Here is a 26,570-nt window from a genome sequence, read left to right on the forward strand (position 1 = left end):
TCGCCCTCCAGCATGGATCCGTCACACCCCGTCGGCAACGCCCAGCCGCTCCCCGGCCTCCGCCGGCATCGGATACGGCCGCTCCACCGGCAACAGCGCCCCGGCCCCCGCGAGATCGCCCCGGCCCACGGCGTCGTGCACGCGCCGGACCAGCGGGGTGACGTCCTCGATGGCCACCGTCCATTCGTCCACGTACCGCCGCACCGCCTCCCCGCTCAGGCCGAGTTGCAGTGACCGGTGCGGCAGCGGGCGCAGCCGCAGATCGCGTTCCGGGTCCCACTGGACACGGGTGCAGGAGCGGCGCAGGTCCCTCTTCCAGGCGTCACGGGACTCGTGCAGCCCGCGGCTGTAGCTGCTCAACGCCGCCTGCGACAGCGCCCAGTCGAACCCCTCCCGGGTGAGCGTCACCGCCAGGACCGTCTCCTGACCCTCCGCCCGGGCCCAGTCCGACCGGTACGCCATCCACAGGAACGAGGGCTTGATCCACGTCATCCGGTCCCGCTTGAATCCCGCGCCGAAGCGGCCGGAGGCCGCGGCGGGGACGCCGATCTCCGGGCGGTACGCCTGATGGACCGTCACCGTCGACGCGGTCCACACGGCTCGTATCTGTCTCTCCGGTATTTCCATCAGGCCGGGATCATCCCCCTGGCCGGTACCGGAACACCACCGGATTAGGCCTGCGACGCAAGCGGACCAGCGCGGCGCGGCGGTCCCGCGCCGACCGTATCCGGCGCGAAACACCGTGCCAAGAACTGCGGCATCCCGCTGACCAGTACCGGAGCGCCACTGGATTAGTCCTGCGGCGTATCGCCAACCTCGCCCGGAACTCTGGACTTTGAGCCGATCGCTGGGTTAGAAGAGAACGCCTGCGGCGTACGAAAAGCAGTGTGACGCGGCGGGTGAGGCACGCATGGTCAGGTCAGCCGCGGAGAGGAACACCCATGTCCTTCGAGCCCATTTACATCACCCGACGCAATGCCGTGCGCGCCGGAGCCGGCGCCGCCGCCGCTCTCGGTCTGGGGGCGGGGGAGCTGGTCACCGCGACCGGTGCCGCGGCCGCGCCGTACGATCCGTCCGACACCTCGGAGATCATCAGCTGCGACGGGTGGGGCGCGCGGCCGCCGGCCGGGTCGCTGGACCGGCGGGTGGGGACGACGCGGCGGATCGTCGTGCACCACATGGCGTTCGAGAACACCATGGACTTCTCCCTCGCCGCCGCCATCGCCTGCGCCGAGCGCGTCCAGTACATCCACATGGACATCAACGGCTGGTCCGACACCGGTAACCACTTCAGCATCAGCCGCGGCGGCCATGTGCTGGAGGGCCGCCACGGCAGCCTGGACGCGCTGCGCGACGGCGGCTACCAGATCGTCAGCGCCCACGCGACCGGCCAGAACACCCAGTCGATCGGCATCGAGAACGAGGGCACGTACATCGACGAGCTGCCCACGGGCAAGCTCTGGCAGTCGCTCGTCGACCTGTGCACCACGATCTGCACCCAGTACAAATTCGGCGCGCAGCACATCACCGGCCACTGGGACTGGAACAACACCCAGTGCCCCGGCGCCGCGTTCTACTCGACCTTCCCCAACCTGCGGCTGCACGTCGCCAAGTCCCTCGGCCAGGACCCGCGGACGATCGCCGCCCGCACCTGGCCGGACACCTTCACCTCCTGCGCCGGCGCCACCGTCCGGACGATGCAATACCTCTTCCGGGCGCAGGGCTTCAACATCGCGGCGGACGGCGCCTTCGGCCCGATGACGCTGAACACCGTGCTCACCTTCCAGCGCGCGCACGGCTTCCCCACCGCCTCCGACGGCACGATGAACGGCCTCACCTGGGAGGCCATCGCCCCCGAGATCGGCATGGGCGACACCGGTGACACGGTCCTCGCGCTGCAGTCGATGCTGGCGAGCAAGCTGTACGACGTGACGGCGAGCGGCACCTACGACCGCCGCACCTGGGTCGCCGTCGCCAAGATGCAGGCCCTGCACGGGATCCGGGTCACCGGGACGATGGACCTCAGCACCTGGTGCGCCGTCCTCGGCGGCGTCGTGGAGGAGAACTTCCGCGGGCTGAAGGGCCAGGCCGGGCTGGAGGCCGAGCTTCCGGACGCCTCGGTGCTGCCGGAGCCCGTGGTGCCCGCGGAGGGTGTCGTCGCGGCCGACGCGCCGGCGACGCAGTTCGAGGAGGTCCCGGTGGACCAGGCGGTCACCACCGCCCCGTAAGCGGTACGGGGAGGGCCGGCCCCGGTCAGCCCTCCCCGAAGACCACCTCGCGGTGCCCGGCACCGGGCGCCGCGAAGGCCAGCAGCTCCTCGCCGCGCTCCTCCAGCCCCGCCTTCTCCCGCCGGGTCAGGCTCCGCAGCGGCGTGCACTCGAGGACGGCCCGGCGGCGGGTGAGCGCCGGTTTCCACACGCCGGCGACGAAGCCGTCGAGGACGAGGGTGCCGCGGACGATGCCGTTCTTGGTGAAGACCGCCTTGACGTCGTCCTTTGCGATGATCCGGGTGCGGTCGGCGTACGACAGCAGGATGTTGTCGAACGGGCCGAGCAGCAGCGGCGGGACCTCCAGATCCGCGTCGGGCAGCTCCGTACCGGCGACGTCGAACAGCTCGCGTCCGTCCTCGCCGCGGTACGTCACCAGCTTCGGCCGCAGCCGCTCGAACGCCTCCCGCAGCCCCTTGACGGCCAGCGACGACCACTTCTGCGCGTCCACGACCGTCGCGGGCCCGAAGGCGGCCAGATAACGCAGCACGAGCTCGTCCAGACCGTCCGTGCCGGGCGGCACGTCCAGCCACTGCTCCGCCAGCGCGTACACCAGCCCGCCCCCCTCGCCCCACACCCCGCGCGGCGGCACCTGCACCAGCGGCAGCACGCACCGCGCCAGATACACCAGCGCCCCCGCCGTGTACTGCGGCCACCGCTCCGCCAGCCGCGCCCCCAGCTCGTCGCCGGGCAGCGGCCCGTCCGCCAGCAGGTCCCGCGCGGCGGCGGCGACGGCCCCGGTGTCGATGCCGACCAGGGTCTGCCCGGCGGTGCTGTTGAACAGCACGGTGTTCAGGAACGGCTGCACCACCGCCCGCATCGGCACCGCGTCCCGCGCCGCGACCAGATGGATCGTCCCGCGCATCAGCACCAGCCGCGCGACCTCGCGGGAGGTGAGCGCCGCCGACAGATCCCCCGTCGTGAAACCGGCGAGGCGGCTGTGCAGCTGGTAGTACGGCGCGTCCCCGGACTGCGCCTGCAGCCCCACCAGATGGGCCGCCGCCTCGACCGGCCCGGCGGCGTGCCGCTCCGTCAGCCACTGCCGGTGCAGCGTCGCCCGGTTCAGCGCCCGCGTGCTCAGTACGTCCATGCCTCACCCTTCCGGATCTTCGACGGACCCATCCTGGCCGCTTTGCCGGGCGCGGACCGTACGAATGCCGAAGGGCCCGCCGCTACCTGGCCGGCGGGCCCTTCGGAGAAGACGGCGAGGGGGTCAGCCCTGCTTGGTCTCCCAGAAGATCTTGTCGATCTGCGCGATGTAGTCCAGCGCCTTCTGGCCCGTCGCCGGGTCCGTCGACGCCTTCGCGGCGCTGAGCGCCTTCAGGGCGTCGTTCACCAGCTGGTGCAGCTCCGGGTACTTCTCGAAGTGCGGGGGCTTGAAGTAGTCGCTCCACAGGACCGACACGTGGTGCTTGGCGAGCTCGGCCCGCTGCTCCTTGATGACCGTGGCACGGGCCTGGAAGTGCGGGTCGTCGTTCGCGGCCATCTTCTCCTGGACGGCCTTGACCGACTCGGCCTCGATACGGGCCTGCGCCGGGTCGTACACGCCGCAGGGGAGATCGCAGTGGGCGCTGGCCTTCACCTTCGGGCCGAACAGTCGAGAGAACATACACGTCCTTCCTCGTGATCCTTATTAAGACGGGACACTACTCCGTGGGGATGCCAATGCGCCGGGTGCCCCCGGCGGCTTACGCCAAAAGTCCGGTGCGACGCTTGTACTGGGTGGAGGATTGACCGGGGAGGTCGAGGACGATGCCGCAGCCGACGGGCGAGCGTGAGCGGGAGCTGGAGCGGCGTGGGCTGCGCAGGCTCGCGCTGTGCGAGGTGACCGGTCCCTCCATGGCGCCGACCGTGAACTCCGGGGACACCCTGGTGGTCCGTTACGGGGCGCGGGTCCGTCCGGGTGACGTCGTGCTGCTGCGCCATCCCCTGCAGCAGGATCTGCTCATCGTGAAGCGCGCGGTGGGGCGGCGGGACGGCGGCTGGTGGGTGCTGAGCGACAACACCCTGGCGGCCTTCGCCAACGACAGCCGGGACTTCGGCGCCGTACCGGAGGAGTTCGTGCTGGCCCGGGCGCTGCTGCGGCTGCGGCCGCCGGCGGACGTCGCGGCTCAGCGCACGCTGCGCTCGGCCGTGTCCTGGGCGGCGGTGGCGGTGCGGCCGCTCTCCAGACGCTTGCGGGCGCGGTAGGCCGCCACGTTGGCGCGGGTGGCGCAGCGGTCGGAGCAGTAGCGGCGGGAGCGGTTCGTCGAGGTGTCCAGGTAGGCGTTCTGGCAGGGCGCCGCCTGGCAGATGCCCAGGCGCTCCACGCCGTGGTCGGTGAGATGGACGGCCAGGCCCATACAGGCGCTGGCGGTGTAGCCGGAGGCGGCGTTGGCCGGGGTCTCCGCGAGGTGCAGGTGCCACTGGGGCCGGCCGTCCTCGTCGCGGAAGTCGTGTCCGGAGATCTGGGGGCTGGCCGGATACTCCATCAGCAGCGCGTTGAGCAGGTCCACCGCGCGGAACTCGTCCCCCTCGCTCGCCGCCTCGAAGACGGCGCGCAGCCGGGCCCGTACGGCGCGCAGGCGCCCGATGTCGGCGTCCGTGGCACGGCGGGCGGCGAGCAGGCTGGGGCCGAAGAGCTCGCGGACCGCGTCGAGCGTGGTGAGGGTGTCGGTGCCCCGGGCCGGCTCCTCCGTGTTGACCAGGCGCACGGCGAGATCCGAGTAATAGGCCAGTTCCACTTGCAGTCCTTACGAAGGGCGGTCTAGGGTCGGCGTACGAGCAGTAATGACCGATCTTCGACCCAGGGTATTACTTCCGGCCGCTTCGCGATATCTGCGGGGTCACCCCGGCCTGCCTGTCCGGCTGGGGTCCGGGGGTCGTCCCCCGGGAAAAGCAGCACGCGGGAGAGGGTTCGCAATGGGTGAGACCAGAACGTGGACACGGTGGCAGGAGAGCTGGGACCGGCAGCAGGAGGGTTACCTCCCGGACCGTGAGGAGCGGTTCCGGGTGATGCTCGATCTGGTCGAGGCCGTCGTGGGCCCCGCGCCCCGGGTGCTGGACCTGGCGTGCGGGACCGGGTCCATCACCGGGCGGACGCTCGCGCGGCTGCCGTCGGCGCGGGTCACCGGCGTCGATCTGGACCCGGCGCTGCTGACGATCGCGCGCGGGACGTACGAGGGGGACGAGCGGGTCCGCTTCGTCGCCGCGGACCTGCGGGACCCCGGGTGGCGGGAGAAGCTGCCGTTCGCCGAGTACGACGCGGTGCTGACGGCGACCGCGCTGCACTGGCTGCGGACGGAGGACCTGGCCGCGCTGTACGGGCGGCTGGCGGAGGTCGTACGGCCCGGGGGCGTGTTCATGAACGCCGATCACATGCCGGACCCCGCCACGCCCCGGCTGAACGCCGCCGAGCGGGCGTACCGGGAGGGGCGGGGGTCCGAGGGCGCGCAGACCTGGGCCCAGTGGTGGGCGGACGTCGCCGCCGATCCGGTGCTGGGGGAGGCGGCGCGGGAGCGGTTCGCGATCTTCGGGGACCCGAACGACCCCTCCGGGGGCAAGGACCACTTCTCCGACCGGTTCCAGACGGCCGTCTGGCACGCGGAGACCCTGCGGGCCGTGGGCTTCGCCGAGGCGCGGCAGGTGTGGGCCTCGCCCACGGACGGCATGGTGCTGGGGCTGCGCTGAGGCCCGTACACGCGAAGCGACCGCCGCGGGGACCCCACGGCGGTCGCTGCTGCTCGCGGGACGCGTCAGCGCCGGGCGACGCCCTCGGCGCGGGCCGCCGCCGCCACGGCCGCCGTCACGGCGGGCGCGACGCGCTCGTCGAACGGGGACGGGATGACCTTGTCCGCCGCCAGCTCGTCCGCGACGACGTCCGCCAGGGCCGTCGCCGCCGCCAGCTTCATGCCCTCCGTGATCCGCGACGCGCGGACCTGGAGCGCGCCGGCGAAGATGCCGGGGAAGGCCAGCACGTTGTTGATCTGGTTCGGGTAGTCCGAGCGACCGGTGGCCACCACGGCGGCGTACCGGTGCGCGACGTCCGGGTGGATCTCCGGGGTCGGGTTGGCCATCGCGAAGACGAACGCGCCCGGCGCCATCGACGCCACGGCCTGCTCCGGCACGGTGCCGCCCGAGACGCCGATGAAGACGTCCGCGCCGGCCATCGCCGACTCCAGGGAGCCGGTCAGCCCCGCCTTGTTCGTCAGCCCGGCCAGCTCCCGCTTCGCCGGGTTCAGGTCCTCGCGGTCCGCCGAGACGATGCCCTTGCGGTCCGACAGCGCGACGTCGCCGATACCGGCCGACAGCAGGATCTTCGCGATCGCCGCGCCGGCCGCGCCCGCGCCCGAGATCACCGCGCGCAGCTCGGACAGCCCGCGGCCGGTGAGCTTCGCCGCGTTGCGCAGGGCGGCCAGGGTGACCACGGCCGTACCGTGCTGGTCGTCGTGGAAGACCGGCATGTCGAGGCGCTCCTGCAGCTTGCGCTCGATCTCGAAGCAGCGCGGCGCGGAGATGTCCTCCAGGTTCACCCCGCCGAACGACGGGGCCAGCCGCACCACCGTCTCCACGATCTCGTCGACCTCGCGGCAGTCGAGCGCGATCGGCACCGCGTCGACCCCGCCGAACTGCTTGAACAGGATGGCCTTGCCCTCCATCACCGGGAGGGACGCCTCGGGTCCGATGTCCCCGAGGCCGAGGACCGCGCTGCCGTCGGTGACCACGGCCACGACCTGCGACTTCCAGGTGTAGTCGTGCACCAGCTCGGGCTGCTCCGCGATCGCGCTGCAGACCTTGGCGACGCCCGGCGTGTACGCGAGGGACAGGTCGTCCGCGTCCCGCACGGGGACCGTGGACTGGACGGCCATCTTGCCGCCGCGGTGGAGGGCGAACGCCGGATCGAAGAACTCGTCCTGCGCCGCGTCGGTATCACTGGGAGGGTTGACGATCTCCGCTGCCACTGTGTTGACCCCTTAGTCACAATTCTGTCGAGAGTGTCCACCTCCTGGTTGCGGAGGTGGGGCGGGCACAGCGTCCGCTCGGGCCTTGGGGTTCGGCTTGAAGCCCGGTCTGGTCGGACGCGCGGGCGCGCCGCACACGCGCCCTGCCCCGGATGCGGGGTGTAAGGGTCTGTTCTACCGCAAGATCAGTACAGAGGCGACCCGGATCCGACTACGGGTCCGTCACACACCCCCTGCCCCGCTGGGAAGGGGTAACGGTCGCGGTTTGAATCACATCAGAAGAATCTACCCATAAAGCGTCGAATGTCGTAATGTTACGAACACGCGGACAACGTCCGTGATCTAGGTCTCACGTGCCCGTCCGTGGTGGCCGTACCGCCCCGCAACGAAGCGGGAGTGGAGCATTCCGCGTATCACCCGTTATCGGATTTTGATACGGGGGCGAGGCTGAAGTGGCCGCTCCGGATGCGAGGATGCCGTCCATCAGACTGGGGCCCGACCACTCACTCGTGTGGTGGGCGTCGCAAGGGGCACCCCCCTCATTTCCGCAGGAGGAACCAGCATGACCGCAAGCACCACCCGTCGCACGACCGCCGCCAGGGGACGTCTGGCAGCCGTCGGGGCAATCGCGGCTGCGGGCGCACTCGTCCTGTCGGCCTGCGGGGACCAGACGGACGACGCGCAGAGCGAGGACACCGGCAAGAAGGACTCCGCCGCGGCCTCCAAGTACGACCTGCCGGCGAACGTCAAGAAGGCGGGCGTCATCAAGGTCGGCTCCGACATCGCGTACGCGCCGATGGAGTTCGACGAGGCCGGCAAGCCGGTCGGCGTCGACGTCGACGTGGCCGCGGCCCTCGGCAAGGAGCTGGGCGTCTCGTTCAAGTTCGAGAACGGTGTCTTCGACAACCTGATCCCGTCGCTGGAGACCGGCCGGCACGACGTGATCATGTCGGCGATGAGCGACACCAAGGAGCGCCAGGCGAAGGTCGACTTCGTCGACTACTTCAGCGCCGGTGTCTCGATCCTGGCCAAGAAGGGCAACCCCGAGGGCATCAAGTCCGTCGAGGACCTCTGCGGCAAGACGATCGCCTTCCAGCGCGGCACCGTGTCCGCCGACGTGGCCAAGGCCGCGAACGAGAAGTGCCCGGCCGGCAAGAAGATCAAGACCCTGACCTTCGACACCGACCCCGAGGCGCTGCTCCAGGTCAAGCAGGGCCGCGCGGTCGCCGACCTGAACGACTTCCCGGTCGCCGCGTACAACGCGCAGAAGTCCGGCGACGGCAAGGACTTTGAGGTCGTCGGCGACCAGGTCGGCGAGGGCCCGTACGGCATCGCCGTGACGAAGGACAACACGCAGCTGCGTGACGCGATAGCCAAGGCCATGGACGCGATCATCGCCAACGGCGAGTACGCCAAGGTCCTCGAGAAGTGGAACGTCGCCCAGGGTGCCGTCGAGAAGGCTGTCGTCAACGGCGGCGCCGAGTAACACGTCCGGAAAGTATTTCCTGTGACCGAAAAGAACTCACCGGGCCCGGCCGACGACAACTCGGCCGGGCCCCGGCTCTCCAAGACCGACACCGCTCCGGTCCGCCCGGAGGCCATCAAGGCGATCCCGGTCCGGCACCCCGGACGCTGGGTCAGCGGTCTGCTGGTGATCGCCCTGCTGGTGCTGCTCGGCATGGCGTTCGCGGACGCGCAGGTGGAGTGGGGTGACATCCCCGAGTACCTGTTCAACGACCGCATCATGAAGGGTGTCGGGAACACCCTGCTGATCACCGTGCTGTCCATGGTGATCGGCGTGCTGCTCGGTGTGCTGCTCGCCGTGATGAAGCTGTCGAAGAACCCGGTCACCTCGGTCTTCGCGAACCTCTACATCTGGCTCTTCCGCGGCACCCCGGTGCTGCTGCAGCTGCTGCTCTGGTACAACCTCGCCCTGATCTTCCCCATCCTGAACCTCGGTCCGTTCTACAAGAACGAGATGACCGAGTTCATGACGCCGTTCATGGCGGCGCTGCTGGGTCTGGCGCTGAACGAGGCCGCGTACATGGCGGAGATCGTCCGCGGCGGTGTCCAGTCCGTGGACGAGGGGCAGACCGAGGCCGCGCACGCCCTGGGCATGAGCCCGGGCAGGACGATGCGCCGCGTCATCCTGCCGCAGGCCATGCGGGTGATCGTGCCGCCGACCGGCAACGAGTTCATCAACATGCTGAAGACCTCGTCGCTCGCCTCGGTGATCACGTTCGCCGAGGTCACGTACGTCGGCCGGCAGATCTCGGCGACCGAGCTGAACGTGATGGAGATGCTCTTCGTCGCCGCGATCTGGTACCTCTTCCTGACCAGCGTGTTCAGCGTGATCCAGTTCTACATCGAGCGCCATTACGCGAAGGGCTCGGTACGGAACCTGCCGCCCACCCCGTGGCAGAAGGTCCGGGCGGCCCTGAGCCGCGGGCCGCGTCTGGCCGGAACGAGGGAGACGTCATGACGGCGATGGTGAAGGCCGAGGGCGTCCACAAGTCCTTCGGCGCCGTGGAGGTGCTCAAGGGCATCGACCTCGAGGTCGCCCCCCGTGAGGTGTTCTGTCTGGTCGGCCCGTCCGGCTCCGGCAAGTCCACCTTCCTGCGGTGCATCAACCACCTGGAGCAGATCAACGCCGGCCGGCTCTACGTCGACGGTCATCTGGTCGGCTACCGGCAGAAGGGCGACAAGCTCTACGAGCTGAAGGAGAAGGAGGTCGCGGCGCAGCGCAAGGACATCGGCATGGTGTTCCAGCGCTTCAACCTCTTCCCCCACATGACGGCCCTCGGGAACGTCATGGAGGCGCCCGTCCAGGTCAAGGGCGAGAGCAGGTCCGCCGCCCGGGACCGGGCGATGACCCTGCTGGAGCGGGTGGGGCTGGCCGACAAGGCCAAGAACTACCCCACCCAGCTCTCCGGCGGCCAGCAGCAGCGCGTCGCCATCGCCCGGGCGCTGGCGATGGAGCCCAAGCTGATGCTCTTCGACGAGCCCACCTCGGCGCTCGACCCGGAGCTCGTCGGCGAGGTGCTGGACGTGATGCGGGACCTCGCGGAGTCCGGGATGACGATGATCGTCGTCACGCACGAGATGGGCTTCGCCCGTGAGGTCGGCGATTCGCTGGTCTTCATGGACGGTGGCGTGGTCGTCGAGTCCGGTCATCCGCGGGAGGTGCTGACGAACCCGCAGCACGCCCGTACGCAGGCGTTCCTGTCGAAGGTCCTCTGAGGTTTCTCAGGCCGCGGGGCGGTACGAGTCGCAACGGCTCGCGCCGCCCCGCGGTGCGTTCAGGGCCACCGGCCCGGCGGCGGGGCGGTGCTCGGTGAACACCGCCAGCCGCAGGAACACGTACCGGCCCAGACCCACCAGGCCGGTCGCCGACAGATAGACGGTCTGCTCCAGGACCACCCCCGCGTCCGCGCGCAGGGCGTGCAGGGCCGCGACGGCCGCGGTGGTCGCCAGCCAGCCGATACCGCAGCCCGCCCCGCTCTGCAGATGCTGCCTGAGGTCCGGGCGGCCGTGGCCGAAGGTGAGGCGGGCGTGCAGCTCGGTGGTCGCCGCGGTGGAGACCAGGGCGATCAGCGCGTTGGCCGCCGCGAACGGCAGCCATCCGCCCAGGACCGCGAGCGCCGCGGAGGACACCAGGGTGACCCCGCCGCCCAGTCCGACGAAGCGGGCGAAGGCCGCCGCGTGCTGCCGGATGCCGTTGGTGCGAGTCATCGTGATCTCCTCCCCGTGAACCGTCGCGATGTACGGATCCTGCGCCCGGCCGCTTTCAACGCCGCCTCGACGGGGTTTCAGCGGGACAGGGCCCGCTGAAAAGACCGGAAATCGGGGCTCCGGCGTGACATGGTCCGGCCGTGACGTGGGTCGCTTCCGGGGCGCGCTCACTGGTGGGCCGCCGGGCGTCGGCGTAGCTTCGGGACATGATCGCTGCATACGCCGCCCGTATTGACCGTGACCAGCCGCTCAACGGCCTTGAGCTGGGAGAACGCCCCGAACCGGAGGCGCCCGCCGGCTGGCAGGTGATCAACGTCAAGGCCGCCTCCCTCAACCACCACGACCTGTGGACGCTGCGCGGCGTCGGCATCACCGAGGACCGGCTGCCGATGATCCTCGGCTGCGACGCCGCCGGGACGGACGCCGACGGCAACGAGGTCGTCCTGCACTCCGTGATCGGCGAGTCCGGCCACGGCGTCGGCCCGCGCGAGCCCCGGTCGATCCTCACCGAGCGGTATCAGGGGACGTTCGCCGAGCGGGTCGCCGTACCGTCGTGGAACGTGCTGCCCAAGCCCAAGGAGCTCAGCTTCGAGGAGGCGGCCTGTCTGCCGACGGCGTGGCTGACCGCGTACCGGATGCTGTTCACCAACGCCGGTGTACGGCCGGGGGACAGCGTGCTGGTGCAGGGCGCCGGGGGCGGGGTGGCCACCGCGGCGATCGTGCTGGGGGCGGCGGCGGGGCTGCGGATGTTCGCGACCAGCCGGGACGAGGCCAAGCGGGAGCGGGCCGTGGCGCTGGGCGCCGAGGGGGCGTTCGAGACGGGGGCGCGGCTGCCGCACCGGGTGGACGCGGTGCTGGAGACCGTGGGGGCGGCCACCTGGTCGCACTCGGTCAAGTCGCTGAAGCCGGGCGGGACCATGGTGATCTCGGGGGCGACCAGCGGGTTCACGCCGCCGTCCGGGGAGCTGCAGCGGATCTTCTTCCTGGAGCTGAGGATCGTGGGGTCGACGATGGGGAGCCGGGACGAGCTGTCGTCGCTGCTCTCCTTCTGTGCGGCGAAGGGGGTGCGGCCGGTGGTGGACAGCGTGCTGCCGTTGGAGCGGGCGCGGGAGGGCTTCGGGAAGATGGCGTCGGGGTCGCTCTTCGGGAAGGTCGTGCTGACTCCCTGATTCTTCTTCCTGTGCGCCGTTGCCGGGTCGGTCTGTCAACTTCGGTTGACAGGCTGGTTTTGTCAATCTAGATTGACAGGTATGACCGAGGCAACCGATCTCGCGGAACGCGCCGGTGACCGTGACCCCCGGGTGGGGCTGCGGGCCGTGGTCGCGCTGCGGCAGCTGCTGGAACGCCTCGAGGCCGTGCAGGTGCGCAGTGCGCGGGCGCAGGGCTGGTCCTGGCAGGAGATCGCCGCGGAGCTCGGCGTGAGCCGGCAGGCGGTGCACAAGAAGCATGGGAGGCAGTGATGTTCGAGCGTTTTACGGCGACGGCCCGGGACGCCGTCCGGGATGCCCTCGTTGCCGCCGAGGAGGCGGGGGACCGGGAGGTGACGGGGGAGCATCTGCTGCGGGCGCTGCTCGCTCCGGGTTCGTCCCTGCCTCTGCTCGCCGGGCGGCGGGCGGATCTGGAGCGTGATCTCGACGCCGTACGGCGGCGGGGCGGGGTGTCCCGGGCGGACGCGGAGGCGCTGGCGTCCATCGGCGTGGACGTCGAGGAGATCGTGGGGAGGATCGAGGGGGCGCACGGGGCGGGGGCCCTGTCCGGTGCCCGGCGGGGGCGCCGGGTGCGGTTCGGGCGTGAGGGCAAGAAGACGCTGGAGGCCGCACTGCGGACGGCGCTGCGGCGGGGGGACCGGTGGATCGGGGCCGAGCATCTGCTGCTCGGGCTGCTGGCGGGGGCGGGCGTCGCGGGGGAGGTCCTCGCGTCGAACGGGGTCACCGTCGCGGCGGTGGAGTCCGCGTTCCCGCCTCGGGCGGCGTCTTGAGGCGGGGGGTGCCCCCCCTGCGTGGGCTTCGTGTTCGGCGCCGGCCGCCCGGGCGTGGGCTTCGCGCCCGGCGCCGGCCGCCCGCGCCTTCGGCGCGGGATGATTCCCACCCGCAGCCGCCCGTGACCGACCCTGGGGGTCGCCCCCGGCCGGCTCGGGTCACCGCGGTGACGTCCGCCGGCCGACGGTGACCCCGGGAACCGGCAACGGGCGGCCGTGGGTGGGCAACTCCCCCGCGCCGAAGGCGCGGGGCGGCCGGCGGCAGGGGCGCCGACGGCGCGAGGCGCCTACGCCCCCGGCGTCTTCAGCAAGGACGTCACATGCGCCGCAGCCGTAGAGAGGTGGCGCCGCGCCTCACGGAGCTGCTCCGGGGAAACCCCATGGTCCCGCGCCGTGTCGCGGATGTCGTCGCGGAAGCGGTCGAGCAGCCGCTCGAGGTCCCGTACCGGATCCGTCAGGACCTCTTCCTCCTCCGCCCACGACGGCAGGTCCGCGGGATCCGGCTTCACGTACGACGGCCACGGCGTGGCACCGGAGCCCTTCAGCCGGCCCGCGAAGTCCCCCATCTCGCGGGTGAACTCCGCCATCCCCTCCCGGAACGCCCCCTGCCAGTCGCCGGCCCTGGCCCGCCCCTGCACCTGCTCCTGGATCTGACGGGCGATCCGCTGCATCTCGTCCCGCGACTGCGTCCGCGCCTCCCTGGCCGCGTGCCGGGCCTCGTCGGCCTCCGTCCGCGCCCGCCGGGCCTCGTCCTTGGCCCGCCGGACCTGCTCCTTCCACTCCTGCTTGGCCTTGCGCAGCTCCTCCTTGGCCTGCTGCCAGGCCTCCTTCTCCACCCGCTCCCGGTGCCCGTCGTGGGCACCGGCCTGCGCCTCCTTCGCGGCCTGGCGCATCTCGCGGCGCAGATCGCGCGCGGAGCCGCTCACGTCGGCGCGGATGTCGGCGGCGAGCTCGGCGACCGACTCGCGGATCTCCAGCTCCAGCTCCGCCAGCTCGTCGTGCCGGGCGGCGAGCTCGGCGCGGCCGGCGTCGGTGATCGCGTACACCTTGCGCCCGCCCTCCGACGTATGGGTGACGAGCCCCTCGGCCTCCAGCTTGGCCAGCCGGGGGTAGACGGTGCCGGCCGAGGGCGCGTACAGGCCCTGGAAGCGTTCCTCGAGCCGGCGGATCACCTCGTAGCCGTGGTGGGGGGCCTCGTCGAGGAGCTTGAGCAGATAGAGCCGGAGCCGGCCATGGGCAAAGACGGGAGGCATCGCTTACAGCACCTTCTCGTGTCCGGGAACAGTGGGTTCGGGCCCGTCCTGCGGCGGGCGGCGCAGCAGGGCGACCGCGCCGGAGACGGTGTTCATCCGCACCCGGCCCTTGCCCTGCCCGATCCGGCCGCTGACGCGCTTGGCCCCCCACTGCCCGGCGATCCGCAGGCTCTCGAACGCGCAGGACACGGCGCCGCTCGCGGTGTGCGCCTCGACCTCCAGGTCCGCGGCCTCGGGCAGCCGCAGCGCCGCGTCGCCCGATACGGACGTCAGCGTGACCTCCGCGGAGCGCGCGGCCGGGACCAGGTCGACGACCATGTCGCCGGACACCGAGTCCGCCCGTACCCGCGGACTGCCGCCGTCGACGACCGTCAGCTCGCCGGAGACCGAGTTGAACCGCAGCTCGCCGCTGACCGCCTGCGCCTCCAGCCGCCCGGAGACGGTGTCGGCGCGGACCGGGCCGGAGATCCCGACCACGGTCGTGTCCCCCGAGACGCCCTGGACCGCGATCGGCGCCGCGATCCCGGAGACGACGGCCGTCGCGTCCACCACGCCGAGCTCGACCCGGGTGCCGGCCGGCACCACCAGGCTGACGACGGCGTGCCGCTTCCACCCCTTGCGGTCCAGCCACTTCAGGAAGCCCTGCCAGGGCAGGTCCTCGTACGCGACGGTGAGGGTGCCGTCCGCCAGCGCGACGCGCAGCGGCGGTCCCTCGAGCGCGGTGACCTCCAGCCGGGCGCCGGGGTCGGGGCTGCCCACGACGTTCACGTTGCCGCTGACCAGGCGGACCTTCAGCGCGTCGACCGGTGGGTCGAAGGTGAGCGTGGTCGGCTCCGCGAGGAGCTGCTCGCTGGGCATCCGCCGGCCTCCCTGAGGACGGGGAACGCGCTGTATCGCGTCCCGGTGCTACTCACGATATATCGTGGAGTCGCGAGAGGGAAGCGGGGGACGGCGCACGGGGGGCTCGGGGGCGCCCCACGGGATCAGTCCTCGTCGTCCTCGTCGTCCAGCCGGGCCAGCCAGGTCGCCAGCCGTTCGACGGGGATCTCGAAATCGGGGTTGAGGTCCACGAAGGTGCGCAGCTGCTCGGACAGCTCGGCGAAGGTGATCTCCTCCTCGCCGCGGCGCTTCTCGAGCTCTTCGATACCTCGGTCGGTGAAATACAAGGGTGACGCTCCGTCTGACTCGTCGTGACGCCTCCAGAGTAGGCCCCGTCCGGCGGGTTCGGCCGCGCGCGTGAACAGCGCAACAGGGCCGGTGGACCCTCTTGAACCGCACCCCGCCGACCATGAATGCTGGGGGCCGCAGCAGCAGCCGGCCGTCGACGGGGGGCGCACGTGGAGTACGAGATCCGGGAGTTAGAACTCCCCGGCGGCGAGGTCGTCCTCGCCCGCGTGAGCATGGCGAGCGAGGAGGAGTTCACCGCCGCCGGCGAGGACGGCGGGGCGTTCACCGACGTCGGCGCCCGCGACCGCCTCGCCGCCTGGTCCCGCCAGCTCGACCGGCTGATCACCGGCGTCGGCCGCGCCGTCCACGAGGCCGCCCGGCGCACCGCCCCGCACGAGGTCAGCGCCACCTTCGGCGTCGAGCTGGTCGCCAAGCCCGGCCGGGCCGTCGCCGCGGTGATCGCCGACGCCGAGACCAGGGCCAGCATCTCCGTCACCCTCACCTGGCGCCCCGGCGAGACCCGCGGCGCCCCGCCCGAGGACCGCACCGCCGCCCGCGACACGTCACCCGACCGTGCCCCGGCCGTGAGCCCGCCCGTCCCGCCCATCCCCGCGCAGCCCCCGCAGGCCGCCCCGTGACCGACGGCATGCGCCTGCTCGACGACCCCGTGCGCCGCGCCGTCGTGCGTATCGGAGCCCCGGCCGACGGGTATGACGCTCCCGGCGGCTCCTTCTGGGGCACCGGCTTCTTCATCGCGCCCAGGCTCGTGCTGACCTGCGCGCATGTCGTGGCCAAGGGGCTGGGCGCGGTGTGGGAGGGGGCGAGGGCCATCGGTGTCGTGACCGACGGGGGACGCCGGCTCGCCGGCACCCTGCTGTACGGGCTGCCGCGGCCCCGCGACCCCGGCCGCCCCCCGCTGACCAGCTGGCCGATGCCGGACCTGGCGCTGATCTCCGTACCGGCCGCCACCGACGACGACGGCTGTCTGTGGCTCGCCGACCGCTACAGCGGCCCCGACGACCGCATCCGCTGGTACGGCTGGAGCGGCGACGCCGTCAGCCAGGGCCCCGTCTTCCTCTCCGGCAGCGGCACCCTCACGGGCTCGCGCGACATGCCGCACGTCCTGCGCGTCACCAGCGGCAGCTCGCTCTACCACGGGGTCTCCGGCGGCCCCGTCCTCGACGAGCGCACGGGCGCCGTGATAGCGGTCGTCAAGGCCACCGGCAAGGACAGCAGCGGCCTCGCGACCCCCGTCACCGGACTGCGCGCCCTGTGCGACCAGGGCCCGCGCGCCGCCGCGCAGTGGCACGGCGCCGTCGCCGCCCACGACCGGTACCACTACCGGCGCTACGCCAGGGGCGGCGACAGCTGGCCGCGCCTGCAGCGCAGGCTGGCGGAGGAGCGGGCGGAGACCGTCACCGGACTCGGCCCGCACGAACGCGCCCAGCTGTACGCCCTCTTCGCCGAGCTGCCGCCGCCCGGCTGCGCCGGTGACGTGCTGGAGCTCGTCCGGCTGGCCCGCGGCGAGGTGCTGCGGCCCCCGTACGACATCAACGACCACAACCCGCGCTCCTGGCGCGACGGCGCCGCCCTGCTGCGCACCCCGCGCGACTCCAGCGCCGAGGCCGCCCGGTTCGCCCTGGAGGCGGTCACGGTGTACGCGGCGCTCGTGTACGACTGGGTGCGCGCCACCACGGCCGACCCCTCGGCGCGGGTGCTCACCGGGCTGCGCGCGTGGACCGAGCGGTTTGTGCCGCGGTTGGACAACGAGGTCATCCAGGAGCGGATTCCGGCCATTCTCGACGGCGCCCGCCGCCCCGCGGGCGCGCACGCCGACGTCCTGGTGGAGATCGAGGCCGAGCCCGGGGACAACGCGTACGGCTGGCGCGTCAAGCTGCTCGACCCCCGGGGCAAGGTCGTCAGCACCCAGATGTCCGCCCGCCCCGCCCCCCGCGAGCGGCTGGAGGACGAGCTGCGGGCCGCCCTGCGCCTCCAGCTCAGCAAGGGCGACCTCGGACCCGCCCGCGCCTGCGTGGACTTCATGCTCCCCCGCGAGCTCTTCGGCGAACCCGTCGACCGCTGGACGCCCCGCCACCCCGACCCCGGCGAGCCCCCCGGCCCGCAGACCGGCCCCCTGGGCCGGCACCGCCTGGTCGCCCTGCGGGACTTCGAACGCCGCGCCCACGGCCCGTACGAGCAGTGGCGCAGCCGCTGGGACCGGATCACGGCGGGCCCGCTGCTGCCGTTCGTCCCGCCGGATCCCGTCGCCGAGCAGTCCAACGGCGCCGGCGCCCCCGTCCCCGTCGACGCCGGCGGTGTGAGTGGCGGCGAGGGCGCCCGGCGGCTGGCGGAGCTGCTGGACGGCGGCCATCCCGCGGCGCTGTGCGTGCGCGCCGAACTGCCGGGCGGCGCGGGGGAGGAGTTCCACCGCGAGGCGAGGGCCCTGGTGTCCGCTTCGGGGGACGGGGCGGGCCTGCGCGCGGGGGCGTGCGCGGCGCGTGGCGCGGAGCATCCTGCGGCGTGGGCCAGGGATCTGGTTCTCCTCTATGATCCGCCGGACAGGCCCCCACTCCCGTCCGACGACCTGTTCGAACCACTTCTCCCGTGGAACGAGTCCTGACCGGCTCAGCCGGAGGCTGGAGGAGGCAATGGTGAGCGACTGGCGCATCTACCGGGGAGCGGGCCGCCCCCACGACGGGCTCGGCGAACTGCCGGCGCCCCCGCCGTGGCGGGATTTCTCCCGTTCCCGCACGGACGCCGGCACGGCCGGCGACGCCGCCCGCCGGCTCGGCGTGCAGCGGCAGCTGGTGGAGAGCCTGCACCCGCGCCCGCAGGAGGTCGAGGCCGTCAACGCGGCCCTCTATCTGCGCCGCCCCCTGCTGGTCACCGGCGATCCGGGCACCGGCAAGTCGACGCTGGCCCACGCCGTCGCGTACGAGCTGGGCCTGGGCAAGGTGCTGCGCTGGCCCATCGTCAGCCGCTCCGCGCTGCAGGACGGCCTCTACCACTACGACGCCATCGGCCGCCTCCAGGACGTCCAGCTCGACCGCGCCCAGAGCGGCGGCGAGCCCGCCGAACGCCCCTCCATCGGCGACTACATCCGCCTCGGCCCCCTCGGTACGGCCCTGCTGCCCGTCCCCGAGGGCGAACAGCGGGTGCTCCTCGTCGACGAACTCGACAAGGGCGACACCGACCTCCCCAACGACCTGCTGAACGTCCTGGAGGAGGGCGAGTTCACCATCCCCGAACTCGAACGCGCCCCCGAGGAGCGGGTCCGGGTCCGCACCGACGACGGCGGCACGGCCGTCGTCGAACGCGGCCGGGTGCGCTGCCAGGCGTTCCCGTTCATAGTCCTCACCTCCAACGGCGAACGCACCTTCCCCGCCGCCCTGCTGCGCCGCTGCATCCCCCTCGAACTCGCCCCGCCCGACCCCCAGCAGCTCGCCGCGATGGTCACCGCGCATCTCGGCCCCGACGCGCTGGCCGACGGCGCCGAGCTGATCGAGGAGTTCCTGCGCCGCGAACCGGGCGAGGTCATCGCCAACGACCAGCTGTTCAACGCCCTGTTCTTCACCGCGCGTGCCCAGGGCGCGGAGCCGGCCACCCGGCGCCGGATCGCCGAGATGCTGCTGCACCGACTCGACCGTTCGAGGTGACGGACCATGCCCACGCGCGCGGACGGGGGGCCCGACCAGTGGCTGACGGCGTTCCTCGCGGCCCTGCGCGGCTCCGGCGCCACCCCGGCGGCCTGGGAGGTGGCGGACTTCCTGTGGCTGGCCCGGCATGTACGGGCGGACACGCCGGTGTCCGCGGCACCCGCCGACAGTCCTGACAACCAGTCGCCTTCCGACGTCTTGCCGCCCGGACCGGACACCCCGGCCCCCGCCCCCGCGCCCACCGGGCCCGACGCCGCCGCGGCCTTCGGCCTGTACGTCGCCGGCCCCGGCGCCCGTGACGGCGCGGCCCTGCCCGTACGCGCCCCCACGGCCCCGCCCGAGACGGCGCTGCCCGGCGTCCGGGGCCTGGAGCGGGCGCTGCACGCGCTGCGCGGCTACCACCCGCCGCTGCCGCCCGTCCCCGGCGAGCTGGACGAACCCGCGACGGCCGAGCAGAGCGCCCGCACCGGCACCGTGCTGCCCGTCCACCGGCCCGTACGCGGCCGGCGCACCGAACTGCTGCTCCTCATGGACGCGTCCGCCACCAACACCATCTGGCAGGACGCCTTCGACGCCCTGCGCCTGAGCTGCGAACGCCTCGGCGTCTTCCGCGACGTCCAGGCCCTCTACCTGTACGACCGCCCCGACGGCGGCCTCCTCGTCGGCACCGGCCCCGCCACCGAACCCGGCCGGCTGCGTCCCGTCGAGCAGTACCGCGACCCCGCCGGACGGCGCGTCACCCTGCTGCTCAGCGACTGCGTCGGCCCCCTGTGGCGCTCCGGGCGGGGACACCGGCTGCTGCGCGAGTGGCTGTACGACGCGCCGCTCGCCGTCGTCCAGCCGCTGCCGTTCCGGATGTGGCGCCGCGCCTCGCTGCCGGCGCAGCCCGGCGTGCTGCGCAGGCGTGGCACCCGGCCGGTGCTCGACTTCACGTCCGCCGGGCCCGCCGCCTTCGCCACGCCGCCGGCGGGGGCCCTGGCGGTGCCGGTGCTGGCCCCGGACGCCGGGCAGCTCGGGGGGTGGGCCCGGCTGGTGGGCGGTCTCGGGCCGGAGACGCTCAGTGCGGCGGCGGCGTGGCTGCCGCCGGGGGATGTGTCCGGTGCGCGGGCCCGTACCGCCACCGCCGCCGCGCGCGCCGAGGCGGGGGCGGAGGAGCTGCTCGACGCCTTCCGGGCGGTCGCCTCCCCGGTGGCGCTGGAGCTCGCCGGCTGTCTGGCCGCCGCCCCGCTCGTCCTGCCGGTGATCCGCCTCGTCCAGGCCGCGATGCTGCCGGCCAGCGGCTCCGCCCCGCTCGCCGAGGTGCTGCTGGGCGGCCTGCTGCACCGGCTCCCCGACCGCGACGGCCTCCCCGGCCCGCGCTACGAGTTCCGCCCCGGCGTCCGCCGGCTGCTGCTGCAGTCCCTGGACCGGGGCGCGGCCACGCTGGTCAACAAATACGTCTCCGACTACGTCGCCCGCCGCTTCGGCAAGGGCACCCGCAATTTCCCGGCCCTCGCCGTCGCCCGCCTCGAACGCACCACCCCGCCCGCCCCCGACGACCCCGCCGAGGCCGAGCCGGACCCGGCGGCCGAGGACGAGCTGTTCGCCGTCGTCGCCGCCGAGGTCGTCCGCTCGTACGAGCCCCCCGGCGACCCGGCCCCCGGCATCGAGGAGGCGGAACGCCTGCTGGAGCTCTGGTGGACCCAGCGCGACCGCCCCTCCCTGGAACGCGCCCGCCGGCGTGCCGAGGCCGCCGTCCGCACCGGCGGCGGCGAACGCGCCCGGCTGGTCCTGGCCCGCGTGCTGCGGGCGCTCAGCCGTACGGGACCGCGTACGCCCGAGGAGGCGGGGGCCCTGCTGGAGCGGGCCGAGGGGCTGCTGGAGGAAGGGACGGCGGCGTCGATGCTGGAACGGGCCGCCGTCCAGCACGAACTGTGGGAGCTCGACCGCGACCCCCGGCACCTGCTGGACGCGGTGGAGACGCTGACCCGGGGCCCCGCCGGCCCCTCCCGCCTCGACACCCGCGACGAGGCCGAGCGCCGCACCCGCCTCGGCCGCGCCCTGCTGGCCCTCGCCCGCACCGAACCGGACCCCGCCCCCCGCGCCCGGCAGGCGGCCGCCGAACTGCGCGCCGCCGAGGACGCGTACACCGGCCGCCCCGGCCGCGAACGCCGCCTGTGCTCCGTCCTGCGCGACCTGACCGCCGCGCTGCGCCTGCTCGACGCGCCGCCCGCGCAGACCGCGCCGATACTGCAGCGCGCCCTCACCGCCGCCGGCGACGACACCCGGCTGCGCCTCGCGTGCCTGACGGACATGGCCCAGGTGTACCGCGACGCCGGGGACTACGCCGCCGCCGACCGTACGTACGAGCGCGCCGAACCGCTCGCCCCCGCCGACGGCTGGCGGCGCAGCGAACTCCTCGCCGAATGGGGGGAGATGCGCCTGGTGGCCGACGGCGTCACCCCCGGGCCCGAGGGCGTGCTGCGCGAGGCCCTGGCCACCGCGCCCGGCGTCGGACCGGTCGTCGCCCGGCTCGGGCTGCTCCTCGGCCGCGCCCTGCTGCGCCGCTGGCAGGAGGAACGCTTCCTGCCCGACCTGTACGAGAGCTGCCACCAGCTGGAGCGCGCCGCCCGCCTCGCCCCCGACGCCCCCGCCCGCGCCGAGGCCTGGCGCCGCCTGGGCCGGGCCCGCGCCGCGTTCCCCGAACGCGAACGGTCCGTCGACGAGGCCCGCGACGCCTACCGCGCGGCGATCGAGGCCGCCCGTGAGGCCGGCCCGTCCTCCGTCGAGGGGGCGCGGGCGCTGCACGGCCTGGGCGAACTGTGGCAGGAGGCGGGCCGCCGGGGCGAGGCGCTGGAGGCCTTCCGCTCCGCCGCCGCCGAGTGGGGCCGGCTCGGCGCGGAGCACGGTGACCTGCCGTGGGCGGAAGTGACGGCGACGCGGCGGCGGGTGGCGGGGCTGGAGGGGGGATAGGCGCTCCGCCGGCGGGCGCGGGCGGAGGCCGGATACGCCTCACCCGGCGTACCGGCGGGTTTCCGGACCTGGGCGTTCGGGAAGGAGTCAACAGGCCGTGGGGGGCCCGTTGCCGGGTGGCTCGGAGGGAGAACGATCGTGCGGATTCAGACGGTCACCGGACACGCGGGTACGGAGGGCGCCGCGGCGCCACCGCTTCCGGACCTCTCCGGTGTCGACCTTCGGACGCTGCGGGGGCTGCGCACACCACAGTTGGACGCCGCCGTGGAGTTTCTGCTGACGTGCGGGGCGGGGGCCGAGGAGGGCTACGCGCAGCCGGACGACGACGACAAGGAAGACAAGACCCTGCCGGCGGGCGGCGGTCCCCCTGCTTGAGCGCCTGGGGAGCACCCGGCCGTTCCCCGAGGGCGACGCACAGCTCGACCGGTGGCTGCACCACCGCAGACTGCTGCTGGTCAGGGCGCTGGACGAACGGGTACGACGGGCCGGCGTCCCCGCCCCCGCCCGGGCCGTCCTCGCCGCCGACTGGGACCTCCTCGTACAGGCCGAACGCCGGGCTCCCGCGGCCGTACGCGACGTCCTCGGCTACCCCGCCACGGGCAACCGGCTGAGCCGGCTGCTCGGGCTCGACGCCCCGGCGCTCGGGCGTGAGCTGCACGAGTTCACCGCCGTCGCCGCCGCGGCCGCCGTCGCGGCGGGCCTGCCGTGCCCGGACCGGGCCGGGCCGACGCTCCCCGGCACCGGCCGCACCGGGGGGCCGGAGCTGCCCCGGCTGCCCGGCGGCAGCGGCCGGCTGGACTGCACCGACCCGCACCGCGTCCCCCGGGACACCGCGGGCCGCCCGCTGTGGCGCGTCGCCGACGCCGCCGCGGCCGGCCGCCATCCCTGGCCGGAGCTGTGGACCGAGGCCCTGGCGTGGCTCCGGGCGGCCGACGCCGAACGGGCCGCGGAGGTCGCCGCCCGCACCCGCAGCCTCGTCCCCCTGGAGCGCGCGCCCCGCGTCCCGGGCCCGCGCGGACCGCACACGCCCAACAGCGTCACCGGCCGCGCCGCCCCCGGCGCCGTGCTGTGCGTCCCGCCGGAGGACGTACCGGCGTTCGCCGCCCTGCTCGTCCACGAGATCCAGCACAGCAAGCTCGCCGTCCTCTTCGACGCGATGCCGCTGTACCGCCGCGGCGGCACCGCCCGCCACCGGGTCGCCTGGCGCGCCGACCCCCGGCCCGTACACGCCGTCCTCCAGGGCACGTACGCCCATCTCGGCCTCGCCGACCTGTGGCACCGGGTGGCGCTGCGCGACGACCTCGCCCCGTCGGCGCGAAACACCGCACGCGCCCGCCGCGAGGGCTACCGTGAGCAGGTCGGGGCCGCTCTGGCGCTCCTACGGGAGACGGGTGAACTTACGCCTGAGGGGACGGCGTTCAGCCGTGGCATGGCACATCACCACGCCGCCCTCGGGAATGGTGTCCGCAAGGTCTACTACTGAGGTCAGGGGAGCCGCCGATGAGCCCGCAGCAGGCGCCGTCAGGCGAGGAGACCAGGGACTACCTGGTGGTGTTCCCCGGATTCCAGCGCCACTGGGCCACCTGGGTCCTGCGCATACTGGAGAGCCACGGCCACCGGGCCACCATGTACCGCTGGGACCCGCCCCGGGAGAAGCCCCTGCAGGGCGCGCTCAGCGATCTGCTGCTCGCCGAGGCCCAGGTGGTGCTGGTGCTCAGCCAGTGGTTCTTCCAGCTCGGCCCGCGTCCCGAGGGCGACTGGGACGACGTGCTGCGCGGCTTCGTCCGCGAGCACAAGGACCGCTTCGCCGCCGTCAACGTCTCCAGCGGAGCCCTGCCCCCCGCCGCCGGCGTGGTGCGTCCCGCCGAGCTGTGGGGCATCGACGCGGGGGAGGCCGAACGCCGGCTGCTCACCCGGCTGGAGCTGCCCACCGAGGCGCAGCGCGCGCTCGCCGGCCGCCGCCCCTTCCGCTACCCGAGCGACCCGCCCGAGGTCTGGGGCGACGTGCCCCGCCGCAACCCTGCCTTCACCGGCCGCGACGAACTCCTCGGCGACCTCGGCAAGCGGCTCACCGACGCCCAGGCCGGCGCCGCCGTCTGCGCGCTCGTCGGGATGCCCGGCATCGGCAAGACGCAGATCGTCGCCGAGTACGCCCACCGCTACAGCGCGGAGTACGACGTCGTCTGGTGGGTCAACGCGGAGAGCCCCGCCCAGCGCCGGGAACGCTTCGGCCAGCTCGCCACCCGCCTCGATCTGCCCACCGACACCTCCGGCCCCGGCGAGCGGATCCGTGCCGTCCGCGAGGCGCTGCGGATCGGCGCCCCCTATCTGCACTGGCTGATCATCTTCGACGGCTGGGACGATTTACGTGACCTCGACACCCTGGTGCCCGTCGGCTCGGGACACGTCCTGGTGACGGCCCGCAACCGGCAGTGGGGGCAGCACGCCGACATGATCGAGGTGTCCGGCTTCAACCGGGCGGAGTCCACCGGCTTCCTGATGCGCCGCGCCCGGCGCATCACCTCGATCGAGGCCGAGCGGGTCGCCGACCGGCTCGAGCACGTACCCCTGGCCCTCAGCCAGGCCGCCGCCTATCTGGACGGGGCCGACATCGCCGTCGAGGACTATCTGCGCCAGACCGAGTCCGGCTACGGCGCCCCCGAGCTCGCCGAGGAGGAGGCCACGTCCTATCCGGCGTCCTCGCTGATGTCCTGGTCCCTGCTGATCAACCAGCTCCGCCAGGAGAACCCGCGGGCCGTCGACCTGCTGGCCCTGTGCACCGGCTTCGCCTCGGGCCGTATCCCGCTGGGCCTCGTACGACAGCTGCCCGACCGCGATCTGCCCGAGGGCCTGCGCTGGCTGGGCCGCGATCCCGCCGCCTGGTCCAAGGCGCTGGAGGCGCTGGCCAACTTCTCGGTGGTGACGCTGGAGCCCATGGACCGGACGGCCGCGGAGGAACCGGACTCGGTGGAGATCGCCGTCCGGATGCACCGCCTGGTGCACAGCATCGTCAACCGGCTCCTCGCCCCCGAGGGCCGCGAGGTCCACCGCCGGGTCGTCCGCCGGGCGCTCGCCGAGGCCGACCCGGGCCATCCGCAGAACGTCGCCGACTGGCCGCGCTACGCCGACCTGATGCTCCATCTGGAGCCGAGCGGCGCCCTGCGGAGCACCAACCGCCGGATCCAGCACCTGGTCGTCAACTGCCTGGGCTACTGCATGCACAGCGGCGAGTACGCCCTGGGCGCCGCCCTCGCCGCCCAGGTCAGAGAGGCCTGGCACGGGATGCTGGACCCCGGCGACCCGCTGTGGTTCAAGCTCACCCAGCGCCAGAGCCGGATGCTGCGCGACGGCGGACGACTCTCCGAGTCGTACGCGCTGGACGAGGCGCAACTGGCCCGGCTGCAGGCCGAGGAGACGCCCAACGAGGCGGAACTGGCCAGCACCCACAGCGCCCTGGCCGCCGACCTGCGCCGCCTGGGCCGCTACACCGAGGCGCTGGAGCACCAGGAGCGGGCGCTGGCGTACGCCGAGCGGCTGTACGGCCCCGACGACCAGTTCACCCTGAGCATGCGGGGCAACCGGGCCGTGACGCTGCGGCTGCTCGGACGGTACGCCGAGGCGTACGAGACCGACGTCCAGGAGCTGCGGGTGCTCGAGGTCGTGCTGCCACCCCGGGACCGCAAGACGCTGCTGGTGAGCAACAACGTGGCCTTCGACCTCAGACTGCTGGGCCGGTTCCAGGAGGCGCTGACGCGTCAGCAGCAGGGCACCAAGCTGCAGGTGCAGACGCTGGGCCGGGACCATGTGCAGACGCTGCTCGCCAGCCGGCAGCTCGCCCTGTGCCAGTACCGCGCCGGTGGCGCCCGGGACGAGACCGGCGCCGTTCTCGGTTCGCTGCTGGACCGCTTCCGCCGGGCGCACGGGCGCCGGGCCTGGCAGACGCTGATCCTCACCAACGACTACAGCTGCTACCTGCGCGAACAGGGCCAGCTCGACGACGCCCTCGCCCTGGCCAAGGAGGCCGAGGAGGGTTTCCGTGCCCTGCTCGGCACCACCCACCCCGTGTCCACCGGCCTGCCCAGCAACATCGGCCTGATCCTGCGCCTGATGGGCGACCGCTCCGGCGCCCTCAACCTCTTCGAGCAGTCCCTCGCCGGTATGCGCGCCCTCCTCGGCGAGCGCCATCCGTGGACCCTGGGCTGCGCCCTCAACGCCACCATGGGCCGCAACGCCAGCGGCCGGCTGCGAGAGGCTGCCGACCTGTCCCGCCGGACGATGACCCTGGCCCGCGAGGTCCTGGGCGAGGACCACCCCCTCACCCTGTCCGCCACGACCGCGGTGGCGGCCGACCTGCGGGCGCTGCAGGAGCTGGAGGAGGCCACGACGTACGAGGAGGAGGCCCTGCAGCGCCTCAACCGCACCATGGGCGCCCAGCACCCGCACACGGTCGACGCCCGCAAGCGCGTCCGCCCGTACTGGGACTTCGAGGCGAACCTGGGCTGAGGCCCCGCCTGGGGTGGGGTGGGTCCAGACACCCTTGGTCTCCTTCCGTCAGGGCGTCCATCCGGCGGTGAGCACTTGCTTGGGCTGTTCCGGTGATCCGACCACCGTCGGCATCCCACCGG

General features: G+C 73.3%; 25 protein-coding genes. 16 read left to right on the forward strand and 9 right to left on the reverse strand.

The features are described from left to right. Positions 1-21: 21 nt before the first annotated feature. A complete protein-coding gene (locus tag SRB5_RS18985; RefSeq protein ID WP_153453557.1) occupies positions 22-627 on the reverse strand; it encodes a DUF4291 domain-containing protein in 606 nt (201 codons plus the stop codon). 314 nt (positions 628-941) lie between these two features. Between SRB5_RS18985 and SRB5_RS18990 the strand changes: the two genes are divergently transcribed. Next, positions 942-2,228 carry a peptidoglycan recognition protein family protein gene (locus tag SRB5_RS18990; RefSeq protein ID WP_153453559.1) on the forward strand — a complete coding sequence of 429 codons (1,287 nt, stop codon included), beginning with the start codon at positions 942-944 and terminating at the stop codon, positions 2,226-2,228. Between the two features lie 25 nt (positions 2,229-2,253). On the opposite strand, the gene SRB5_RS18995 is transcribed toward SRB5_RS18990, so the two are convergent. After that, entirely contained in the window at positions 2,254-3,357 is a 1,104-nt protein-coding gene (locus tag SRB5_RS18995) for a winged helix DNA-binding domain-containing protein (RefSeq protein ID WP_153453561.1), read from the reverse strand. A gap of 123 nt (positions 3,358-3,480) precedes the next feature. Continuing rightward, complete coding sequence (gene sodN / locus SRB5_RS19000) at positions 3,481-3,876, reverse strand: superoxide dismutase, Ni (RefSeq protein WP_153453563.1); 396 nt, start codon at positions 3,874-3,876, stop codon at positions 3,481-3,483. A 143-nt stretch (positions 3,877-4,019) separates the two neighbouring features. Between sodN and sodX the strand changes: the two genes are divergently transcribed. Then, positions 4,020-4,457 carry a nickel-type superoxide dismutase maturation protease gene (gene sodX, locus SRB5_RS19005; RefSeq protein WP_153453565.1) on the forward strand — a complete coding sequence of 146 codons (438 nt, stop codon included), beginning with the start codon at positions 4,020-4,022 and terminating at the stop codon, positions 4,455-4,457. Here the strand turns inward: sodX and SRB5_RS19010 are convergent. Continuing rightward, entirely contained in the window at positions 4,379-4,990 is a 612-nt protein-coding gene (locus tag SRB5_RS19010) for a CGNR zinc finger domain-containing protein (protein ID WP_323378140.1), read from the reverse strand. The two genes, sodX and SRB5_RS19010, sit on opposite strands and share 79 nt — an antisense overlap. A gap of 178 nt (positions 4,991-5,168) precedes the next feature. Between SRB5_RS19010 and SRB5_RS19015 the strand changes: the two genes are divergently transcribed. After that, entirely contained in the window at positions 5,169-5,936 is a 768-nt protein-coding gene (locus SRB5_RS19015; protein WP_153453569.1) for a class I SAM-dependent methyltransferase, read from the forward strand. Between the two features lie 65 nt (positions 5,937-6,001). Here the strand turns inward: SRB5_RS19015 and SRB5_RS19020 are convergent, their stop codons facing one another. After that, positions 6,002-7,207: an NAD(P)-dependent malic enzyme gene (locus SRB5_RS19020; RefSeq protein ID WP_323378141.1), complete on the reverse strand. Its 1,206-nt coding sequence runs from the start codon at positions 7,205-7,207 to the stop codon at positions 6,002-6,004. Between the two features lie 562 nt (positions 7,208-7,769). Between SRB5_RS19020 and SRB5_RS19025 the strand changes: the two genes are divergently transcribed. From SRB5_RS19025 to SRB5_RS19035, 3 genes are read left to right on the forward strand one after another with little or no spacing between them, the layout of a single operon-like run. Beyond that, positions 7,770-8,693 (forward strand): ABC transporter substrate-binding protein, encoded by a 924-nt coding sequence (locus SRB5_RS19025; RefSeq protein WP_153453571.1) that lies wholly within the window; start codon positions 7,770-7,772, stop codon positions 8,691-8,693. 21 nt (positions 8,694-8,714) lie between these two features. Beyond that, on the forward strand, positions 8,715-9,689 hold the full coding sequence (locus SRB5_RS19030; protein WP_407703940.1) for an amino acid ABC transporter permease: 975 nt from the start codon (positions 8,715-8,717) through the stop codon (positions 9,687-9,689). After that, positions 9,686-10,447: an amino acid ABC transporter ATP-binding protein gene (locus SRB5_RS19035; RefSeq protein WP_153453573.1), complete on the forward strand. Its 762-nt coding sequence runs from the start codon at positions 9,686-9,688 to the stop codon at positions 10,445-10,447. Before SRB5_RS19030 ends, SRB5_RS19035 begins: the two co-directional genes overlap by 4 nt. Before the next feature lie 6 nt (positions 10,448-10,453). Here the strand turns inward: SRB5_RS19035 and SRB5_RS19040 are convergent, their stop codons facing one another. Then, the gene (locus SRB5_RS19040) at positions 10,454-10,939 is read right to left on the reverse strand and encodes a GtrA domain-containing protein (protein ID WP_194292958.1); all 486 of its coding nucleotides are present in this window, start codon (positions 10,937-10,939) and stop codon (positions 10,454-10,456) included. Between the two features lie 206 nt (positions 10,940-11,145). Here SRB5_RS19040 and SRB5_RS19045 point away from each other — a divergent pair, with 206 nt between their 5' ends. From SRB5_RS19045 to SRB5_RS19055, 3 genes are all read left to right on the forward strand, one after another. Further along, a complete protein-coding gene (locus SRB5_RS19045; protein WP_153453575.1) occupies positions 11,146-12,108 on the forward strand; it encodes a zinc-binding dehydrogenase in 963 nt (320 codons plus the stop codon). Between the two features lie 81 nt (positions 12,109-12,189). Continuing rightward, complete coding sequence (locus tag SRB5_RS19050) at positions 12,190-12,399, forward strand: helix-turn-helix domain-containing protein (protein ID WP_153453577.1); 210 nt, start codon at positions 12,190-12,192, stop codon at positions 12,397-12,399. After that, a complete protein-coding gene (locus SRB5_RS19055) occupies positions 12,399-12,917 on the forward strand; it encodes a Clp protease N-terminal domain-containing protein (RefSeq protein ID WP_153453579.1) in 519 nt (172 codons plus the stop codon). The genes SRB5_RS19050 and SRB5_RS19055 overlap by 1 nt, the downstream gene beginning before the upstream one ends. A 287-nt stretch (positions 12,918-13,204) precedes the next feature. On the opposite strand, the gene SRB5_RS19060 is transcribed toward SRB5_RS19055, so the two are convergent. The 3 genes from SRB5_RS19060 to SRB5_RS19070 form a co-directional block, all read right to left on the reverse strand. Then, positions 13,205-14,170, reverse strand: coding sequence for a helix-turn-helix transcriptional regulator (locus SRB5_RS19060; RefSeq protein WP_153453581.1), 966 nt, complete (start codon positions 14,168-14,170; stop codon positions 13,205-13,207). A 3-nt stretch (positions 14,171-14,173) separates the two neighbouring features. Next, the gene (locus SRB5_RS19065; protein WP_153453583.1) at positions 14,174-15,028 is read right to left on the reverse strand and encodes a DUF4097 family beta strand repeat-containing protein; all 855 of its coding nucleotides are present in this window, start codon (positions 15,026-15,028) and stop codon (positions 14,174-14,176) included. A 125-nt stretch (positions 15,029-15,153) separates the two neighbouring features. Then, positions 15,154-15,336 carry a DUF6104 family protein gene (locus tag SRB5_RS19070; protein ID WP_153453585.1) on the reverse strand — a complete coding sequence of 61 codons (183 nt, stop codon included), beginning with the start codon at positions 15,334-15,336 and terminating at the stop codon, positions 15,154-15,156. 171 nt (positions 15,337-15,507) lie between these two features. Between SRB5_RS19070 and SRB5_RS19075 the strand changes: the two genes are divergently transcribed. From SRB5_RS19075 to fxsT, 7 genes are all read left to right on the forward strand, one after another. Next, complete coding sequence (locus SRB5_RS19075; RefSeq protein ID WP_194292959.1) at positions 15,508-15,975, forward strand: CU044_2847 family protein; 468 nt, start codon at positions 15,508-15,510, stop codon at positions 15,973-15,975. After that, complete coding sequence (locus SRB5_RS19080) at positions 15,972-17,957, forward strand: VMAP-C domain-containing protein (RefSeq protein WP_153453587.1); 1,986 nt, start codon at positions 15,972-15,974, stop codon at positions 17,955-17,957. The genes SRB5_RS19075 and SRB5_RS19080 overlap by 4 nt, the downstream gene beginning before the upstream one ends. A gap of 31 nt (positions 17,958-17,988) precedes the next feature. Beyond that, the gene (locus tag SRB5_RS19085) at positions 17,989-18,993 is read left to right on the forward strand and encodes an AAA family ATPase (protein ID WP_323378154.1); all 1,005 of its coding nucleotides are present in this window, start codon (positions 17,989-17,991) and stop codon (positions 18,991-18,993) included. A gap of 6 nt (positions 18,994-18,999) precedes the next feature. After that, complete coding sequence (locus SRB5_RS19090; RefSeq protein WP_153453591.1) at positions 19,000-21,945, forward strand: SAV_2336 N-terminal domain-related protein; 2,946 nt, start codon at positions 19,000-19,002, stop codon at positions 21,943-21,945. A gap of 138 nt (positions 21,946-22,083) precedes the next feature. Next, positions 22,084-22,320 carry a hypothetical protein gene (locus SRB5_RS19095; protein WP_153453593.1) on the forward strand — a complete coding sequence of 79 codons (237 nt, stop codon included), beginning with the start codon at positions 22,084-22,086 and terminating at the stop codon, positions 22,318-22,320. Between the two features lie 535 nt (positions 22,321-22,855). Continuing rightward, complete coding sequence (locus SRB5_RS19105) at positions 22,856-23,428, forward strand: aKG-HExxH-type peptide beta-hydroxylase (protein WP_228390200.1); 573 nt, start codon at positions 22,856-22,858, stop codon at positions 23,426-23,428. Positions 23,429-23,445: 17 nt separating this feature from the next. Further along, complete coding sequence (gene fxsT, locus SRB5_RS19110) at positions 23,446-26,448, forward strand: FxSxx-COOH system tetratricopeptide repeat protein (protein ID WP_153453596.1); 3,003 nt, start codon at positions 23,446-23,448, stop codon at positions 26,446-26,448. Positions 26,449-26,570 lie beyond the last annotated feature (122 nt).

The organism is Streptomyces smaragdinus, from assembly GCF_009604385.1.
Taxonomy (GTDB): domain Bacteria; phylum Actinomycetota; class Actinomycetes; order Streptomycetales; family Streptomycetaceae; genus Streptomyces; species Streptomyces smaragdinus.

Bases quoted from the DNA above. Each gene is read 5' to 3' on its own strand.
- SRB5_RS18985 (WP_153453557.1), bottom strand. From the start codon at position 627: ATGGAAATACCGGAGAGACAGATACGAGCCGTGTGGACCGCGTCGACG.
- SRB5_RS18990 (WP_153453559.1), top strand. From the start codon at position 942: ATGTCCTTCGAGCCCATTTACATCACCCGACGCAATGCCGTGCGCGCC.
- SRB5_RS18995 (WP_153453561.1), bottom strand. From the start codon at position 3,357: ATGGACGTACTGAGCACGCGGGCGCTGAACCGGGCGACGCTGCACCGG.
- sodN (WP_153453563.1), bottom strand. From the start codon at position 3,876: ATGTTCTCTCGACTGTTCGGCCCGAAGGTGAAGGCCAGCGCCCACTGC.
- sodX (WP_153453565.1), top strand. From the start codon at position 4,020: ATGCCGCAGCCGACGGGCGAGCGTGAGCGGGAGCTGGAGCGGCGTGGG.
- SRB5_RS19015 (WP_153453569.1), top strand. From the start codon at position 5,169: ATGGGTGAGACCAGAACGTGGACACGGTGGCAGGAGAGCTGGGACCGG.
- SRB5_RS19025 (WP_153453571.1), top strand. From the start codon at position 7,770: ATGACCGCAAGCACCACCCGTCGCACGACCGCCGCCAGGGGACGTCTG.
- SRB5_RS19035 (WP_153453573.1), top strand. From the start codon at position 9,686: ATGACGGCGATGGTGAAGGCCGAGGGCGTCCACAAGTCCTTCGGCGCC.
- SRB5_RS19040 (WP_194292958.1), bottom strand. From the start codon at position 10,939: ATGACTCGCACCAACGGCATCCGGCAGCACGCGGCGGCCTTCGCCCGC.
- SRB5_RS19045 (WP_153453575.1), top strand. From the start codon at position 11,146: ATGATCGCTGCATACGCCGCCCGTATTGACCGTGACCAGCCGCTCAAC.
- SRB5_RS19050 (WP_153453577.1), top strand. From the start codon at position 12,190: ATGACCGAGGCAACCGATCTCGCGGAACGCGCCGGTGACCGTGACCCC.
- SRB5_RS19055 (WP_153453579.1), top strand. From the start codon at position 12,399: ATGTTCGAGCGTTTTACGGCGACGGCCCGGGACGCCGTCCGGGATGCC.
- SRB5_RS19060 (WP_153453581.1), bottom strand. From the start codon at position 14,170: ATGCCTCCCGTCTTTGCCCATGGCCGGCTCCGGCTCTATCTGCTCAAG.
- SRB5_RS19065 (WP_153453583.1), bottom strand. From the start codon at position 15,028: ATGCCCAGCGAGCAGCTCCTCGCGGAGCCGACCACGCTCACCTTCGAC.
- SRB5_RS19090 (WP_153453591.1), top strand. From the start codon at position 19,000: ATGCCCACGCGCGCGGACGGGGGGCCCGACCAGTGGCTGACGGCGTTC.
- fxsT (WP_153453596.1), top strand. From the start codon at position 23,446: ATGAGCCCGCAGCAGGCGCCGTCAGGCGAGGAGACCAGGGACTACCTG.